Genomic DNA, 15,145 nt, shown 5'->3' with positions numbered 1-15,145 from the left:
CCGGACGGCGAACCGGTTTCCACTTCGCCTGGAAACGCTCTATCAAACGCGGCAGCCGCCGCCGGCCGAACGCACCGCAGGACCGCCATGCCCAGGACCTTCTCCGTCGTCGACATGCACACCGGGGGCGAGCCGCTGCGCATCGTCACCGCCGGCTATCCGCCGCTGCCGGCCGGCACCATTCTCGAAAAGCGCGCCCATGTGCGCACGCGGCACGACGCGCTGCGCCGCATGCTGATGTTCGAGCCGCGCGGCCATGCCGACATGTACGGCGCGCTGCTGGTCGAGCCCGAGCTGCCGGAGGCCGACCTCGCCGTGCTGTTCATGCACAACGAGGGCTACTCGACCATGTGCGGCCACGCCATCATCGCGCTCGGCCGCTACGCGCTCGACCACGGGCTGGTGACGCCGCGCGCGCCGGTGACGCCGGTCGCCATCGAGTGTCCGTGCGGCCTGGTGCGCGCCGAGGTGTCGGTCGAGGACGGCCGCGCCGGCACCGTGGCCTTCGACAGCGTGCCGGCCTTCCTGTTCGCCCGAGACAGCACGCTCGAGGTGCCGGGCTACGGCAAGGTCACCTTCGACATCGCCTATGGCGGCGCCTTCTACGCCATCGCCGAGGCCGGCCGGTTCGGGCTCGCCTTCGGCCGCGAGCGGCCCGCCGCCTTCGTCGCGGCGGCGGCCGCGCTGACGGAAGCGGTCAAGGCGGCGATCCCGCTGTCGCATCCCGATCACGACGACCTCGCCTTCCTCTACGGCTCGATCCTGACCGACGGCGAGGCGGGCGGCCCCGACCGCGCGCTGAAGAACATCTGCGTGTTCGCCGACCGCCAGGTCGACCGCTCGCCGACCGGCTCGGGCGTCACCGCCCGGCTCGCCGCCATGCATGCCAGGGGGCTGGTCGCGCCGGGCGAGCGGCGCGTCTTCGAAAGCGTCGTCGGCTCCACCTTCACCGGCGCGGTGGCGCGCACGACGACGGCAGGCGACCGGCCGGCGATCGTCGCGCGGATCGCAGGGAAGGCGCACTATTGCGGCCGCGCGGAGCTCGTGGTGGAGGACGACGACCCGCTGGGCGGCGGCTTCCTGGTGCGCTGACCCAGCGTCAGAATGCCGCAACAATCGCTTGCATTTGCGTTGCGGTCTTCGACAATGCAACCTTCCGGCGACGCAAGCGCCCGGGTCCGCGCGGCCCGGCGCCGGCGCCACCAAACAGGGAGGTTTCGCATGCATTTCATCCGATCAGGGGCGCTCGCGGCGGGCGCCGTCGCGCTGTCGCTCGGCCTCGGTACGGCCGGCGCCAAGGCGCAGGAGTTCATCAACGTGCTGACCGGCGGCACCTCGGGCGTCTACTATCCGCTCGGCGCGCAGCTCTCCAACATCTACGGCGAGACCATCGAGGGCGCCCGCACCCAGGTGCAGTCGACCAAGGCCTCCGTCGAGAACCTCAACCTGCTGCAGCAGGGCCGCGGCGAGATCGCCTTCGCGCTCGGCGATTCGGTCAAGTCGGCCTGGGAGGGCGAGGAGGAAGCGGGCTTCGCCCAGCCGCTCGACAAGCTGCGCGGCATCGCCGCCATCTACCCCAACTACATCCAGGTCGTCGCCTCGCAGGAATCCGGCATCACCAGCTTCGAGGACCTCAAGGGCAAGAGCCTGTCGGTCGGCGCGCCGAAGTCGGGCACCGAGCTCAATGCGCGGCGCATCTTCGACGCCATGGGCATGAGCTACGACGATCTCGGCAAGGTCGAGTACCTGCCGTTCGGCGAGTCGGTCGAGCTCATCAAGAACCGCCAGCTCGACGCCACGCTGCAGTCGGCCGGCCTCGGCGTGTCGTCGATCAAGGACCTGTCGGTGTCGCTGCCGATCACGGTCGTGTCGGTGCCGGCCTCGGTGGCCGAGACGCTCGGCGCGCCGTTCCAGGCCGCGACGATCCCGGCCGGCACCTATGAGGGCCAGGCGGAGGACGTGCCGACGCTCGCCATCACCAACATCCTCGTCACCCACTCCGACGTCTCGGAGGAAACCGCCTACCAGATGACCAAGCAGCTCTTCGAGAACCTCGACGAGATGGTCGCCGCGCACGCCGCGGCCAAGGCGATCAGCCTGGAGGCGGGGCCGAAGGGCGTGCCGGTGCCGCTGCATCCGGGCGCCGAGCGCTACTATCGCGAAAAGGGCCTGATGTAGGCACCGACCGCGACCGCACCGCCCGGCCGGGTCACGGCACCCGGCCGGGCGGGCGGGCCGAGCGCGCGGGGAGGCGCGGGGCGCGATGACCAGCACGAAACACGAGGCCGAGGTAACGGCGACGCTGCACGATCCGACCGGCAGCGGCTTTCCCGGCACGCGCGAGGGGCGGCTCCTGTTCTGGATCGCCGTCGTCTTCTCGCTCTACCAGATCGCCGTGGCGGCGCATGTCATCAGCCTGCCGAGCCAGCTGGTGCGCGCCTTCCACGTCGGCTTTCTCACGCTGCTCGCCTTTCCGCTGGTCGCCGCCGCGACCGGCCGCAGCTTGTCCGGCAAGGCCGTCGCCTGGGGGCTGGCGCTGGCCGGCGTCGCGGTGGCGCTCTACCAGTGGGTCGAGTACGAGCCGCTGCTGCTGCGCGCCGGCGACCCGCTGCAGCGCGACATCGTCTTCGGCGTCGTCGCGCTGGCCACCGTGTTTCTCGCCGCCTACGCGATCATGGGCCTGGCGCTGCCGCTGATCTCCGGCGCCTTCCTTCTCTACAGCCTGTTCGGCGAGTACCTGCCGGCGCCGCTCAACCACCGCGGCTACGGCTTCGGCCAGGTGATCGACCACCTGGCCTACGGCACGGAAGGCATCTACGGCATCCCGACCTACGTGTCGGCGACCTACATCTTCCTGTTCATCCTGTTCGGCTCGTTCCTCGAGCGGGCCGGCATGATCCGCCTGTTCACCGACGTCTCGCTCGGCTTCGTCGGCCATGCGCGCGGCGGCGCGGCCAAGGTGTCGGTGATCTCGTCCGGCCTGATGGGCACGATCTCCGGCTCCGGCGTCGCCAACGTGGTGACCACCGGCCAGTTCACCATCCCGCTGATGAAGCGCTTCGGCTACCGCGCCGCCTTCGCCGGCGGCGTCGAGTCGACCGCCTCGATGGGCGGCCAGATCATGCCGCCGGTGATGGGCGCGGTCGCCTTCATCATGGCCGAGACGCTCGGCGTCGAATATTACGAGGTGGTCAAGGCGGCGCTCATCCCGGCGATGCTCTACTTCGCCTCGGCCTTCTGGATGGTGCATCTGGAGGCCGGCAAGCACGGCCTGATGGGCCTGCCGCGCGCCGAGCTGCCGTCGCCGCTGCGCGCGCTCAAGGCCGGCTGGTACCTGGTGCTGCCGCTCGCCGTGCTCGTCTATCTGCTGTTTTCCGGCTACACGCCGCTCTACGCCGGCACCATCGGCCTGGCGCTGACGGTGCTGCTGATCCTCGGCGGCTCGGTCGCGCTCGGCCTGCCCTCGCAGGTGCTGCGCGTCGTGTTCTGGATCGGCCTCGGGCTGGTGGCGGCGAGCTTCTTTCGCATCGGCATCGGCGCCATCCTGGCCGCGGCGGCGCTGCTGATCCTCGCCAACCTGTTCGTCGACGGCGGCCGCCGGACCCTGGCGCTGTGCCGCGACTCGCTCGCCGAGGGCGCCAAGACGGCGCTGCCGGTGGGCGTGGCCTGCGCCGTCGTCGGCGTCATCATCGGCACGATGACGCTGACCGGCGTGGCCAACACCTTCGGCCAGTACATCGTGTCGGTCGGCGAGACGTCGCTGTTCCTGTCGCTGGTGCTGACGATGATCACCTGCATCATCCTCGGCATGGGCATCCCGACGATCCCGAACTACATCATCACCTCGTCGATCGCCGGCCCGGCGCTGCTCGACCTCGGCGTGCCGCTGATCGTCAGCCACATGTTCGTGTTCTACTTCGGCATCCTGGCCGACCTCACGCCGCCGGTGGCGCTCGCCTGCTTCGCCGCCGCGCCGATCGCCAAGGAGGGCGGGCTGAAGATCTCCTTCGAGGCGGTCAAGGTGGCGGCGGCCGGCTTCGTCATCCCCTTCATGGCCGTCTACACGCCGGCGCTGATGCTGCAGGACGGCGGTCCGCTGGCCGAGACGATCGGCTATCCGGCGGCCGTCGCCTACATCGTCTTCAAGGCGGCGCTCGCCATCGGCCTGTGGGGGGCGGCCGTCATCGGCCACCTGCGCGGCCCGGTGGCGCCGTGGGAGCGGGCGCTGGCAGCGGCCGCCGCCTTCACCCTGATCGCCGCGCTGCCGATCACCGACGAGATCGGCTTCGCGCTCGCCGCCGCGTTCCTCGGCCTGCACTGGTGGCGGGCGCGGCGCAGCGTGCCGGCCTGAGCGGGCGGGGCTGGCGATGGCGCTGTGCGTGGCGGCCGCCGGCCAGGCGCTGACGCTCGCCGTCTCCGCCTTCACGCTCGGCTGGACGCACTCGGTCGAGAAGACGGCATGGCAGGAGGACTGGCGCGTGACGCCGGCCGGCCTCGAATTGGTCGAGGCACGCGTGCAGGGCTCCGGCGCCGGCATGGAACCGCCGGCGGACGCCGTCTTCGAGAACGGATGGTGGCGCTATCGTCCGGCGATCGCGCCGCTGCCGGCGCTGCGGCTCGCCGCCTCGGGGGCGACCGGCGGCGGCTGGCGGCTGTGCGCGGCGGGCACCTGCCGCGAGCTGGGCGCGGCGGCGGGCGAGGCGGTGACGATCCGGCCCTGCGCCGGCGGCTAGAGAGCGCTTGCAGGCGACGGGAAACCGGTTCGCCGACCGGAAACGCGTGAAAACAATGAGTTAGAGCCGATCTGCGATTCCGTGAAACGCAGATCGACTCTAAGCGTCCGCGACAAGCGGAACGGCCCCAACGCCGCGGCGGGGCGCGTCGTCAGGTGGCGGGCTGGCTGCCGGAGCCGCGGCGCGCGCAGGCCGGCCCGGGGCCGCGCATGTAGTGCCGCTCCGGGTGATAGCGCGGCGCCATCAGCCCGCGCAGCGCCGACGCGCGGCCGGCCAACCACTTCCACAATGCCATCGTTTGCGATCCCGACTGGGAGTCCCTTCCCGGCTTTCATCCTGCCACACAAGAGTGAACGGTCGATGAATGCGGCCGGGCGGCGCGGCGGCTTGGTCTCACCGCGAACAATTTCGCCCCGGCGCCGCGCGGCCGGGAACGCGCCACGCCTCACCGCGTTTCGCAGACGAGCCGGGCGGAGCGGCGAGGCTTCCCGCCCCGGAGGGGAACCGCCGTTCGGCTCGCACACCAGACAAGCGTCACGACACACGCGTCACGCCAACACACGCAACAGCAAAGAGGCCACGACCGATGGGTATCTTCAGCAAGGACATCAAGACCATGGACGACCTGTTCGTCCACACCCTGCGCGACATCTACTACGCCGAGCAGCAGATCGTGAAATCGCTGCCCAAGATGATCGACAAGGCGACCAATCCCGAGCTGCGCAAGGGCTTCGAGTCGCATCTCGAGGAATCGAAGGGCCATGTCGAGCGCCTCGAGGAGGTGTTCCGCATGCACGGCGTCGAGGCCAAGGGCACCGACTGCCCGGCGATCGACGGCATCCTCAAGGAAGCCGACGAGGTGGCCGGCGAGGTCGACGACAAGCGCGTGCTCGACGCCGCGCTGGTGGCCGCCGCGCAGGCGGTGGAGCATTACGAGATGACGCGCTACGGCACGCTCGTCACCTGGGCCAAGGAGCTCGGCCGGCACGACTGCGCCGAGGTCCTGAAGAAGACGCTCCAGGAGGAGAAGGCGGCCGACGACAAGCTCAACCGGATCGCCGAGGAGCGCGTCAACCTGGCGGCCGCCGAGTAAGGCGCCGCGGACGCGCCCCGGCGGCCGGCATCGCCCGCCGGGCGCCGTCCGGCTTGCGGAAGGAACGGCCGGGCCCGGTGCCCGGCCGTTTTGCTGCGCGCTGCGGCGGGGCCGGTCCGCCTTCCACCGGAGCGCAGTTCGGCGCGGACCCTGTTGCCTCGCCCCGTCTTCCGAGCGCGGCCGGGGTCGCCCTTCGCCTCGGCGCGCGCTACGCGTTGCCGATCAGCATGCCGGCGGCGAAGACCAGAGCACCGCCGAGCACCACCTGGAAGATCGCCCGGTTCCACGGTGTCTCCATGAAGCGGTTCTGGATGTAGGCGATCGCCCACAGCTCGATGAACACCACCACGACGGCGACCGTGGTCGCCGTCCAGAAGTCGGGGATCAGGTAGGGCAGCGCGTGGCCGAGGCCGCCCACCGTGGTCATGATGCCGGTCGCCAGGCCGCGCTTGATCGGCGAGCCGCGGCCGGAGATCACGCCGTCGTCGGACGCGACCTCCGTGAAGCCCATCGAGATGCCGGCGCCGAGCGAGGCGGCCAGCCCGACGAGGAAGGTCTGCCAGGTGTCGCCGGTGGCGAAGGCGGCGGCGAAGATCGGCGCCAGCGTCGACACCGAGCCGTCCATCAGGCCGGCCAGCCCCGGCTGCACATAGGTGAGGATGAACTGACGGCGGGCGGTGGCGTCCTCCTCGCTGCGCACGTCCTCGCCGAGATGCCTGTCGCTCAGCCGGCGGGCGAGCGATTCGTGACCCTTCTCCGCCGCGGCGAGATCGCCGAGCAGCTTGCGCGTCGCCGCATCGCTCGTCCGCTTGGCCGCCTCGAGATAGAAGCGATGCGCCTGCGCCTCCATCGCCTCGGCCTGGGCGCGCACGGTCTCCAGCCCGAGCGGGCGCACCAGCCAGTCCGGCTTGCGCTCGTAATAGCCGCGCACGTGCTCGCGGCGGATCAGCGGAATGCGCTCGCCGAAGCGGGCGCGGTGCAGCTCGATCAGCGCGGCGCGATGGCGGTCCTCCTCCTCGGCCATCTCGTCGAACACGGCGGCCGAGGCGGGATAGTCGTCGCGCAGCCCCTCGGCATAGGCGCGGTAGATGCGGCCGTCGTCCTCCTCCGAGGAGATGGCGAGCGCGAGAACCTCCTGCTCCGACAGCGAGGCGAAGGAGCGGCGGGAAAAACCGAAAAGGCGGGTGAACATGAGCGCGGCGATCTAGTTTAGAATCATTCCAAACTAGGCCGCGCCCGCGAGAGCGTCAAGCCGGCCCTCGCCGGCCGGCGGCCTCACCCGCATGCGGCGGGAACGCGCGGTGCGGACGCTGCCGGGCCTCCTGCGTGCGGCGCCCGGCAGCGCCGCGGCACGCCTGTGGCAGCCACGCGCGCTGCCGGGCGGATCGGCGGCGGCTACTCGGCCGCCTGCCGCTGCGGGCCGGCCTCGACCGCCTCGACGATGGCGCGCGAGAACGGCTCCAGGTCGCCGGGGTTGCGCGCCGTGATCAGGTTGCCGTCGACCACCGTCTCGCCGTCCTGCCAGTCGGCGCCGGCGTTCTTCAGGTCGGTGACGATCGACTTGTAGGAGGTGAGCCGGCGGCCCTCGGCGACGCCGGCCTCGATCAGCAGCCACGGCGCGTGGCAGATGGCGGCGAGCGGCTTGCCGGTGCCGGCGAAGGCGCGCACGAAGTCGACCGCCTTGGCCTCGACGCGCAGCAGGTCCGGGTTGATCTGGCCGCCGGGCAGCACGAGCGCGTCGTAGTCCTGCGGCGACACCGCGTCGAGCGTGCGGTCGACCGGCACGGCGTTGCCCCAGTCGGTCTTGTCCCAGCCGGTGATCTCGCCGTCCTGCGGTGCGACCACGTGGACGGTGGCGCCGGCCTCCTTCAGCCGGTCGCGCGGCACCTCGAGCTCGGACTGCTCGAAGCCGTTGGTGGCGAGGATCATGATCCTGGCGTCGCTGATGGCGGGCATGGCGGGCCTCCTTGCTTGCCGCTTTTGGTTGAAAGGTCAGCCCGCTCAACGCACGCACCCGGCCCGCGGTTCGATCACGAACGGCAAATGGCTGCGCGGCGCGCAGCGCCGCGGCAAAGGGAGATCGGAGGAAGCGCCGGCTCAGGCGAGCCCGGTCGAGCCGAAACCGCCCGTGCCGCGTCCGGAGGCGCCGGCCGCGGCGCGCTCCTCGAGCCGGGCACGCACCACCGGAGCGACCACGAGCTGGGCGATGCGCATGCCGCGCTCCACGGCGAAATCGTCGTCGCCGAGATTGACCAGCAGCACCTTCACCTCGCCGCGGTAGTCGGCGTCGATGGTGCCCGGCGTGTTGAGACAGGTGACGCCATGCCGGTGGGCGAGCCCCGAGCGCGGCCGCACCTGGCCCTCGAAGCCCTCGGGCAGCTCCAGCACCAGGCCCGTCGGCACCAGCGCGCGGCGGCCGGGCAGGAGGAGCAGCGGCCGGTCGTCGGGCACCGCGGCGCGCAGGTCGAGGCCGGCGGCCCCGGCGCTGGCATAGGCCGGCAGCTCGAGGCCGGCGCCGTGCGGCAGCCGCACGACGCCGACGACGGGTCCAAGCACGGGAAGATCGGAAGCGGTCATGGCGGGTGTCCCATCGCGCCGCCGCGCGCCCGCGTCAAGCCGCCGGGGCGGCGATCAACGGATTTCCGTCGGCAGCACGGTGGTGTCCTTGATCTCCTCCATGACGAAGGAGGCGGCGACGTCCGACAGCGGCACGGCGGCGATCAGCTTCTGGTAGAGCCGGTCGTAGCCCTTCACGTCGGCCACCCGGGCGCGCAGCACGTAGTCGAGATCGCCCGACATGCGGAAGACGCCGGTGATCTCGGGAAACGACAGGACGGCGGCGCGGAAGCGCGCCAGCCAGTCCGGGTCGTGCCGCGAGGTGCGCACCAGGATGAACACCGACTGGCCGAGGCCGAGCTTGCCGGCGTCGACCAGCGCCACCCGGGCGGCGATCACGCCGTCCGCCTCGAGCCGGCGCACGCGGCGCCAGCAGGCATTGCGCGACAGGTTCACCCGCGCGGCAAGCTGATCGACCGACAGGCTGCAGTCGCGCTGCAGCTCGGCGAGCAGGCGGCGGTCGATTGCGTCGATCTCCTCGGCCATTCGTGGGACAATGTCCCAATATCTGGCGGATAACAAGGACGAAATGGGACCCATTCCCGGCGCGCGCGTGCCAGTCTCGGCCATCGCGTCGCGCTTTCGCGAAAAACCCGACGACAGGAGACCGCCGTGACGGCTCGCCTTGCCCGCCTGTTCACCGCACACCCCGGCTCGGTCGGCGAAAGCTATTTCGGCCACATGCGCTTCGCGCTGTGGTTCGGCTCGCGTCTGACCTTGGCCGCCGGCGCGGCGCTGACGCACGCGCTGCTGCCCTTCCTGTTCGAGACGACGGCGAGCCGCATCGTGCGCGAGCTGGCCGAGCGCACGCACAACCGCGGGCGCTGAGGCCGGGGCGAATGGCCGGGGGCGCGCGCCCCGCCGGCGGGATTTCGCGTTCGACACGCGGCGCCGGCCTTGCTAAAAGCCGGCGCGAACACGAGATTTCCGCCCATGGCCGAGACGATTTCCGACGCGGTGGCACGCCGCCGCACCTTCGCGATCATTTCGCACCCCGACGCGGGCAAGACGACGCTGACCGAGAAGCTGCTGCTGTTCGGCGGCGCGATCCAGCTCGCCGGCGAGGTCAAGGCGAAGAAGGACCGCATCCAGACGCGCTCGGACTGGATGAAGATCGAGCGCGAGCGCGGCATCTCCGTCGTCACCTCGGTGATGACGTTCGAGTATGGCGACCACGTCTTCAACCTGCTCGACACGCCGGGCCACGAGGACTTCGCCGACGACACCTACCGCACGCTGACGGCGGTCGATTCGGCGGTCATGGTGATCGACGCCGCCAAGGGCATCGAGCCGCGCACGCTCAAGCTGTTCGAGGTGTGCCGGCTGCGCGACATCCCGATCGTCACCTTCGTCAACAAGCTCGACCGCGAAAGCCGCGATCCGTTCGAGATCCTCGACGAGATCGAGCAGAAGCTGGCCCTCGACACCGCGCCGGTGACCTGGCCGATCGGCCGCGGCCGCTCCTTCGCCGGCACCTACCACCTGGCCGACAACACGATGCGCCGCTCCGATGCCGACGTCGAGCCGATCGCCGTCAACGGGCCGGAGGCCGACGCCGTGTCCGGCGGACTGCCCGAGCATGAGCGCGCGGCCTTCGTGGAGGAGATGCAGCTCGCCCGCGAGGCGTGCCGCCCGTTCGACGTCGAGGCCTTCCGCGAGGGGCACCTGACGCCGGTCTATTTCGGCTCGGCGCTGCGCAATTTCGGCGTGCGCGACCTGATCGAGGCGCTCGGCCGCTTCGCGCCGCGGCCGCGCGCGCAGGAGGCCGACAGCCGCAAGGTGGAGGCCGGCGAGGAGCGCATGACCTCCTTCGTCTTCAAGATCCAGGCCAACATGGACCCCAACCACCGCGACCGCATCGCCTTCGCCCGCGTGTGCTCGGGCCGGCTGGCGCGCGGCATGAAGGCCAAGCTGGTGCGCACCGGCAAGCCGATCAGCCTGACGGCGCCGCAGTTCTTCTTCGCCAAGACGCGCGTCACCGCCGACGAGGCCTTCGCCGGCGACGTGGTGGGCATCCCCAATCACGGCACGCTGCGGATCGGCGACACGCTGACGGAGGGCGAGGAGCTGCGCTTTCGCGGCGTGCCCAACTTCGCGCCGGAGATCCTGCGGCGCGTGCGCCTCGGCGACGCGATGAAGGCCAAGAAGCTCAAGGAAGCGCTGCAGCAGATGGCCGAGGAGGGCGTGGTGCAGCTCTTCTCGCCGGAGGACGGCTCGCCGGCCATCGTCGGCGTGGTCGGCGCGCTGCAGCTCGACGTGCTGCGCGAGCGGCTGAGGGTGGAGTACGGCCTGCCGGTCGACTTCGAGGTGGCGCGGTTCTCCGTCTGCCGCTGGATCTCGGCGCCGGACGAGGCCGAGCTCGAGCGCTTCATGAACGCGCATCGCGGCGACATCGCCCGCGACCTCGACGGCGATCCGGTGTTCCTGGCACCGCACGCCTTCGGCCTCAACTACGAGGCCGAGCGCTGGACGGCGATCCGCTTCGACGCGGTCAAGGACTACCAGCCGCGCGAGAAAGCGGCCTGACCGCCCGCACGCCGCCTTGCCAGCGGCCGTCGGCACGGTAGGCTTGCCGACACGGCGCGCCGCCGACGATGCGGGGAGAACGATGATCCAAAGGTTCTGGCGCATCGGCCGGTCGCTCTGCTCGGTCGGCGTGCTGATCGGCACGCTCTTCTTCGCCGCGTCGCTGACGCCGAGCCTGGTGCCGCGCTCCTTCCTGCTTCAGGGTGTTCTGTCGGGCTGCTCCTTCGCGGCCGGCTATGCGATCGGCGTCTTCCTGCGCTGGCTCTGGTTCTACATGGGGCTGCCGCCGTTCTCGGCGCGGACGGAGCGGCTGACGACTTGGTCGGCGGCGCTGTTCGGCGGCGCCGTCGTCGCCAGCTTCCTGTGGACGGCGTCGGAATGGCAGAACTCGATCCGCGTGCCGATGGGGCTCGACCCGGTCGAGACGGCGCGGCCGCTCGAGGTCGGCCTGATCGCCGCCGCCGTGTTCTTCGCCATCCTGATGGTGGCGCGGCTGTTCACGCTCGTCCACGCGACCTCGTCGCGGCGCATGAAGCGCTTCATCCCGCCGCGCATCGCCAACGTGCTGGCGGTGCTGCTGGCCGGGCTCGTCTTCTGGTCGGTGGTCGACGGCGTGCTATTCCGCTTCGGACTGCGGGCCGCCGACACCTCCTTCCGGCAGCTCGACGCGCTGATGCAGAGCGAGTTCTCGCCGCCCGGCGCGGCCTTCAAGACCGGCAGCGCCGCCTCGCTGATCGGCTGGGACGATCTCGGCCGGATGGGCCGGCGTTTCGTCGCCTCGGGTCCCGGCGCCGCGGACATCGCGGCGGTCTCCGGCCGCGCCGCCAGGGAGCCGATCCGCGTCTATGTCGGGCTCAACTCGGCGCCGACGCACGCCGCGCGCGCGCGGCTCGCGCTCGCCGAGCTGATCCGGGTCGGCGCCTTCGAGCGCAGCGTGCTCGTCCTCGTCACCCCGACGGGCACCGGCTGGATCGACCCGGCCGCCATGGACCCGCTCGAATATCTCCACGACGGCGACGTCGCCTCGGTCGCCGTGCAGTACTCCTATCTGACGAGCTGGCTGGCGCTGCTGATCGAGCCGGGCTACGGCGCCGATGCCACGCGGGCGCTGTTCACGGCCGTCTACCGGCACTGGAGCGACCTGCCGCAGGACGAGCGCCCGCGGCTCTATCTGCACGGGCTCAGCCTCGGCGCGCTCAACTCCGACCTGTCGGTCGACCTGTTCGACATCGTCGGCGAGCCGTTCCAGGGCGCGCTGTGGAGCGGACCGCCGTTCTCCACGCCGACCTGGAACGCCGCCGTGGCCGACCGCCAGCCCGGCTCACCGGCCTGGCTGCCGCGCTTTCGCGACGGCTCGGTGATGCGCTTCACCAACCAGCAGAACCACCTCGACGACGGCTTCGCGCCCTGGGGACCGCTGCGCATCGTGTTCCTGCAATATGCCAGCGATCCCGTGACCTTCTTCGAGCCGACGGCGGTCTACCGCGAACCCGCCTGGATGCGGGGGGCGCGCGCGCCGGACGTGTCGGACGCGCTGCGCTGGACGCCGGTGGTGACGCAGCTGCAACTGGCGCTCGACATGGCCCTCGCGACGACGACGCCGACCGGTTTCGGCCACGTCTACGCGCATGAGGACTACATCGACGCCTGGATCTCGCTGACCGAGCCGCAGGGCTGGGACGGGAACGATATTGCGCGGCTCAAGGCGCATTTCGCAGACCGCCCGCGACCACCGGACGCGGACTGAAAAGTTGATCCTTGCCCCCGGCGGGGCCACCTCTCATATTCCGGTGCAAATCGACAAAGGAGTAGCGCCATGGGACTGCGCATCAACGACACGATTCCGAACCTGACCGTCGAGACCGACCAGGGCACCTTCAAGCTGCATGACTGGATCGGCGACAGCTGGGCGATCCTGTTCTCGCATCCGAAGGACTTCACGCCGGTTTGCACCACCGAGTTCGGCGCCGTCGCCCAGCTCTCCGACGAGTGGGCCAAGCGCGGCACCAAGGTGATCGGCATCTCGGTCGACAATGTCGAGGACCACAAGAAGTGGAAGGGCGACATCGAGAAGGTCGGCGGCAGCAAGGCCGGCTTCCCGATCATCGCCGACGACAAGCTCGAGGTCTCCAAGGCGTTCGACATGCTGCCGGCCGAGGCCTACCTGCCCGACGGCCGCACGCCGAACGACAGCGCCACGGTGCGCTCGGTCTTCATCATCGGACCCGACAAGCAGCTCAAGCTGTCGATGACCTATCCGATGAATGTCGGCCGCAACTTCGCCGAGGTGCTGCGCGCGCTCGACGCCCTGCAGGCGGCGGCCAAGCACACCATCGCCACGCCGGCCAACTGGAACGTCGGCGAGGACGTCATCATTCCGACCTCGTTCTCCGACGACGCGGCGAAGGAGAAGTTCGGCACGTTCGAGACCGTGCTGCCCTATCTGCGCAAGACCAAGCAGCCGTCCGCCTGAACCGGCGCCGCGGGCGCGTTCGCGAGCCGAGCGGACGCCGCTCCGCCGCGCGCGAAACGCGCTGAAACGACCGCCCGGAGCCGATCTGCGCTTCCGTGAGAAGCCGAACGGCGCCGGCAAAATGACGAAAGGCCGGTCCACGCACCGGCCTTTTCTCGATCCCATCATTAAACCGAACGGTTGATAATTGCTCCGCCCGGATGTAATTCAACCTCATGGTTGAAAAAGAACGCGACGCGCTCGACATCGTCTTTCACGCCCTTTCGGATCGCACGCGGCGCGGCATGCTCGCGCGGCTCTGCGACGGCGCGCTCAGCATCGGCGACCTCGCCGCCCCCTATGCGATGAGCTTCGCCGGCGCGGCCAAGCACGTGAAGGTGCTGGAACGCGCCGGCCTGGTGCGGCGCGAGGTGCGCGGGCGCACGCATCTGTGCCGGCTCGAGGCCGCACGGCTGGCCGAGGCGCAGGCCTGGCTCGAGCACTACGAGCGCTTCTGGAGCCGCCGGCTCGACCGTCTCGAAACGCTTCTCGCGGCCGAGGACGCGCCGGCTGCAGCGCAACGGGACACGCCGGCGCGCTCCGCCCCTTCACGCAACCGGGAAAGGACCGACGATGTCCGATGACAGCTACGGCGTGGCCACCGCCTCCGACACGGTGCGCCTGGAGCGTCGCCTGCCGGGGCCGGCCGAGCGGATCTGGGCCTATCTCACGCAGCCCGACAAGCGCCGGCAATGGCTCGCCGACGGCACGATGGACCTCCGCCCCGGCGGCACGGCCCGTCTCGTCTTCCGCCACGCCAACTTCACCGACGAGGATCCGCCGGCGCGCTATCGCGCGATGAACGAGACCGGCGTCGCCTGCGAAGGCCGCATTCTGGAATGCGATCCGCCGCGCGTCCTCGCCATGACCTGGCCGGGCGACGGCGAGAGCAGCGTGGTGCGCTTCGAGCTCTTTCCCGACGGCGACCGGACCCTGCTTGTGATCACCCACAGCCGCCTCGCCGATGGCGATGCGATGGCCAACGTCTCGAGCGGCTGGCACGCCCATCTCGCCGTGCTTGCGGCCGTCCTGGCCGGCGCCCCGACGCCGCCCTTCTGGTCGCGCATCACGGCGCTGGAGGCGGACTACAGAGAACGCTTCTCGCGCCAGTAGAACGCCAGGCCGGCCGCTCGCGCCGCTCCACCGCCCGCGGAATCGCCGGTCGGCCCGATGTCGCCGTGTCACCGCGTTCGGACGGCGGAGCGGGGTCCGCGCCGCCTGCAGACGCTCTCGCGCGGCCGTCCGGCCGCTTCACGCCGATGGAGGAAACCATGTTGCGAATCGCGCTGACCAGCGTGCCGGTCGACGACCAGGAGAAGGCCGAGCGAGTCTATACCGGGATTCTGGGCTTCGAGAAGAAGCAGGATTTTCCGGTCGGCGCGGCGCGCTGGCTGACGGTGACGACGCCCGGGCAGAGCGGCGGCACGGAGCTGCTGCTGGAGCCGGTGGGCCACGACTTCGCGCGCAGCTACCAGAAGGCGCTGTTCGAGGCGGGGATTCCCGCCGCCGCCTTCGCCACCGACGACATCCGCGCCGAGTATGAACGGCTGCGCGCCGAAGGCGTGACATTCCGCGGCGCGCCGACGGAGATCGCAGGGTCACCCGCCACCGCCCTGTTCGAGGACGGATGCGGCAACCTCATCCAGATCTTCGAGGCGCGCTGAG

17 protein-coding genes are annotated in these 15,145 nt (G+C 70.7%); 12 read left to right on the top strand and 5 right to left on the bottom strand.

What is annotated here, in order from left to right; translation table 11 throughout:
• The first annotated feature begins 87 nt into the window (after positions 1-87).
• From N1F89_RS09435 to N1F89_RS09420, 4 genes are all read left to right on the top strand, one after another.
• Positions 88-1,092: a proline racemase family protein gene (locus N1F89_RS09435; RefSeq protein ID WP_290083674.1), complete on the top strand. Its 1,005-nt coding sequence runs from the start codon at positions 88-90 to the stop codon at positions 1,090-1,092.
• A 129-nt stretch (positions 1,093-1,221) separates the two neighbouring features.
• Positions 1,222-2,178, top strand: a complete 957-nt coding sequence (locus tag N1F89_RS09430; RefSeq protein ID WP_290083673.1) for a TAXI family TRAP transporter solute-binding subunit — start codon at positions 1,222-1,224, stop codon at positions 2,176-2,178.
• Positions 2,179-2,263: 85 nt separating this feature from the next.
• Positions 2,264-4,351 (top strand): TRAP transporter permease, encoded by a 2,088-nt coding sequence (locus N1F89_RS09425; protein WP_290083672.1) that lies wholly within the window; start codon positions 2,264-2,266, stop codon positions 4,349-4,351.
• Positions 4,352-4,367: 16 nt separating this feature from the next.
• Positions 4,368-4,733 (top strand): DUF1850 domain-containing protein, encoded by a 366-nt coding sequence (locus N1F89_RS09420; RefSeq protein ID WP_290083670.1) that lies wholly within the window; start codon positions 4,368-4,370, stop codon positions 4,731-4,733.
• A 151-nt stretch (positions 4,734-4,884) separates the two neighbouring features.
• Here N1F89_RS09420 and N1F89_RS09415 read toward each other — a convergent pair whose 3' ends face one another.
• Positions 4,885-5,028: a hypothetical protein gene (locus tag N1F89_RS09415; RefSeq protein WP_290083669.1), complete on the bottom strand. Its 144-nt coding sequence runs from the start codon at positions 5,026-5,028 to the stop codon at positions 4,885-4,887.
• A 291-nt stretch (positions 5,029-5,319) separates the two neighbouring features.
• On the opposite strand from N1F89_RS09415, the gene N1F89_RS09410 reads away from it, so the two are divergent.
• Positions 5,320-5,826, top strand: a complete 507-nt coding sequence (locus N1F89_RS09410; RefSeq protein ID WP_290083667.1) for a ferritin-like domain-containing protein — start codon at positions 5,320-5,322, stop codon at positions 5,824-5,826.
• 208 nt (positions 5,827-6,034) lie between these two features.
• Here the strand turns inward: N1F89_RS09410 and mbfA are convergent, their stop codons facing one another.
• From mbfA to N1F89_RS09390, 4 genes are all read right to left on the bottom strand, one after another.
• Complete coding sequence (gene mbfA, locus N1F89_RS09405) at positions 6,035-7,018, bottom strand: iron exporter MbfA (protein WP_290083665.1); 984 nt, start codon at positions 7,016-7,018, stop codon at positions 6,035-6,037.
• Positions 7,019-7,221: 203 nt separating this feature from the next.
• Positions 7,222-7,782, bottom strand: coding sequence for a type 1 glutamine amidotransferase domain-containing protein (locus N1F89_RS09400; RefSeq protein ID WP_290083662.1), 561 nt, complete (start codon positions 7,780-7,782; stop codon positions 7,222-7,224).
• Between the two features lie 141 nt (positions 7,783-7,923).
• A complete protein-coding gene (dut, locus tag N1F89_RS09395) occupies positions 7,924-8,403 on the bottom strand; it encodes a dUTP diphosphatase (protein ID WP_290083660.1) in 480 nt (159 codons plus the stop codon).
• A 54-nt stretch (positions 8,404-8,457) separates the two neighbouring features.
• Entirely contained in the window at positions 8,458-8,928 is a 471-nt protein-coding gene (locus N1F89_RS09390) for an Lrp/AsnC family transcriptional regulator (RefSeq protein ID WP_290083659.1), read from the bottom strand.
• Between the two features lie 126 nt (positions 8,929-9,054).
• On the opposite strand from N1F89_RS09390, the gene N1F89_RS09385 reads away from it, so the two are divergent.
• From N1F89_RS09385 to N1F89_RS09355, 7 genes are all read left to right on the top strand, one after another.
• A complete protein-coding gene (locus N1F89_RS09385) occupies positions 9,055-9,270 on the top strand; it encodes a DUF6356 family protein (RefSeq protein ID WP_290083657.1) in 216 nt (71 codons plus the stop codon).
• 105 nt (positions 9,271-9,375) lie between these two features.
• Positions 9,376-10,968 carry a peptide chain release factor 3 gene (locus N1F89_RS09380; RefSeq protein ID WP_290083656.1) on the top strand — a complete coding sequence of 531 codons (1,593 nt, stop codon included), beginning with the start codon at positions 9,376-9,378 and terminating at the stop codon, positions 10,966-10,968.
• Positions 10,969-11,050: 82 nt separating this feature from the next.
• Positions 11,051-12,715 (top strand): alpha/beta-hydrolase family protein, encoded by a 1,665-nt coding sequence (locus tag N1F89_RS09375; protein ID WP_290083654.1) that lies wholly within the window; start codon positions 11,051-11,053, stop codon positions 12,713-12,715.
• A gap of 69 nt (positions 12,716-12,784) precedes the next feature.
• A complete protein-coding gene (locus N1F89_RS09370) occupies positions 12,785-13,441 on the top strand; it encodes a peroxiredoxin (RefSeq protein ID WP_290083652.1) in 657 nt (218 codons plus the stop codon).
• A 215-nt stretch (positions 13,442-13,656) separates the two neighbouring features.
• The gene (locus N1F89_RS09365) at positions 13,657-14,064 is read left to right on the top strand and encodes a metalloregulator ArsR/SmtB family transcription factor (protein ID WP_290083651.1); all 408 of its coding nucleotides are present in this window, start codon (positions 13,657-13,659) and stop codon (positions 14,062-14,064) included.
• Complete coding sequence (locus N1F89_RS09360) at positions 14,054-14,593, top strand: SRPBCC family protein (RefSeq protein WP_290083649.1); 540 nt, start codon at positions 14,054-14,056, stop codon at positions 14,591-14,593. The genes N1F89_RS09365 and N1F89_RS09360 overlap by 11 nt, the downstream gene beginning before the upstream one ends.
• A 158-nt stretch (positions 14,594-14,751) precedes the next feature.
• A complete protein-coding gene (locus tag N1F89_RS09355; protein WP_354670316.1) occupies positions 14,752-15,144 on the top strand; it encodes a VOC family protein in 393 nt (130 codons plus the stop codon).
• The last annotated feature ends 1 nt before the right edge of the window (position 15,145 follow it).

The organism is Aquibium sp. A9E412 (assembly GCF_030398335.1).
In the GTDB taxonomy this organism is placed as follows: Bacteria; Pseudomonadota; Alphaproteobacteria; order Rhizobiales; family Rhizobiaceae; genus A9E412.
Note: the sequence above shows the minus strand (reverse complement) of the source record. Positions and strands in the feature narration are given on the sequence as shown.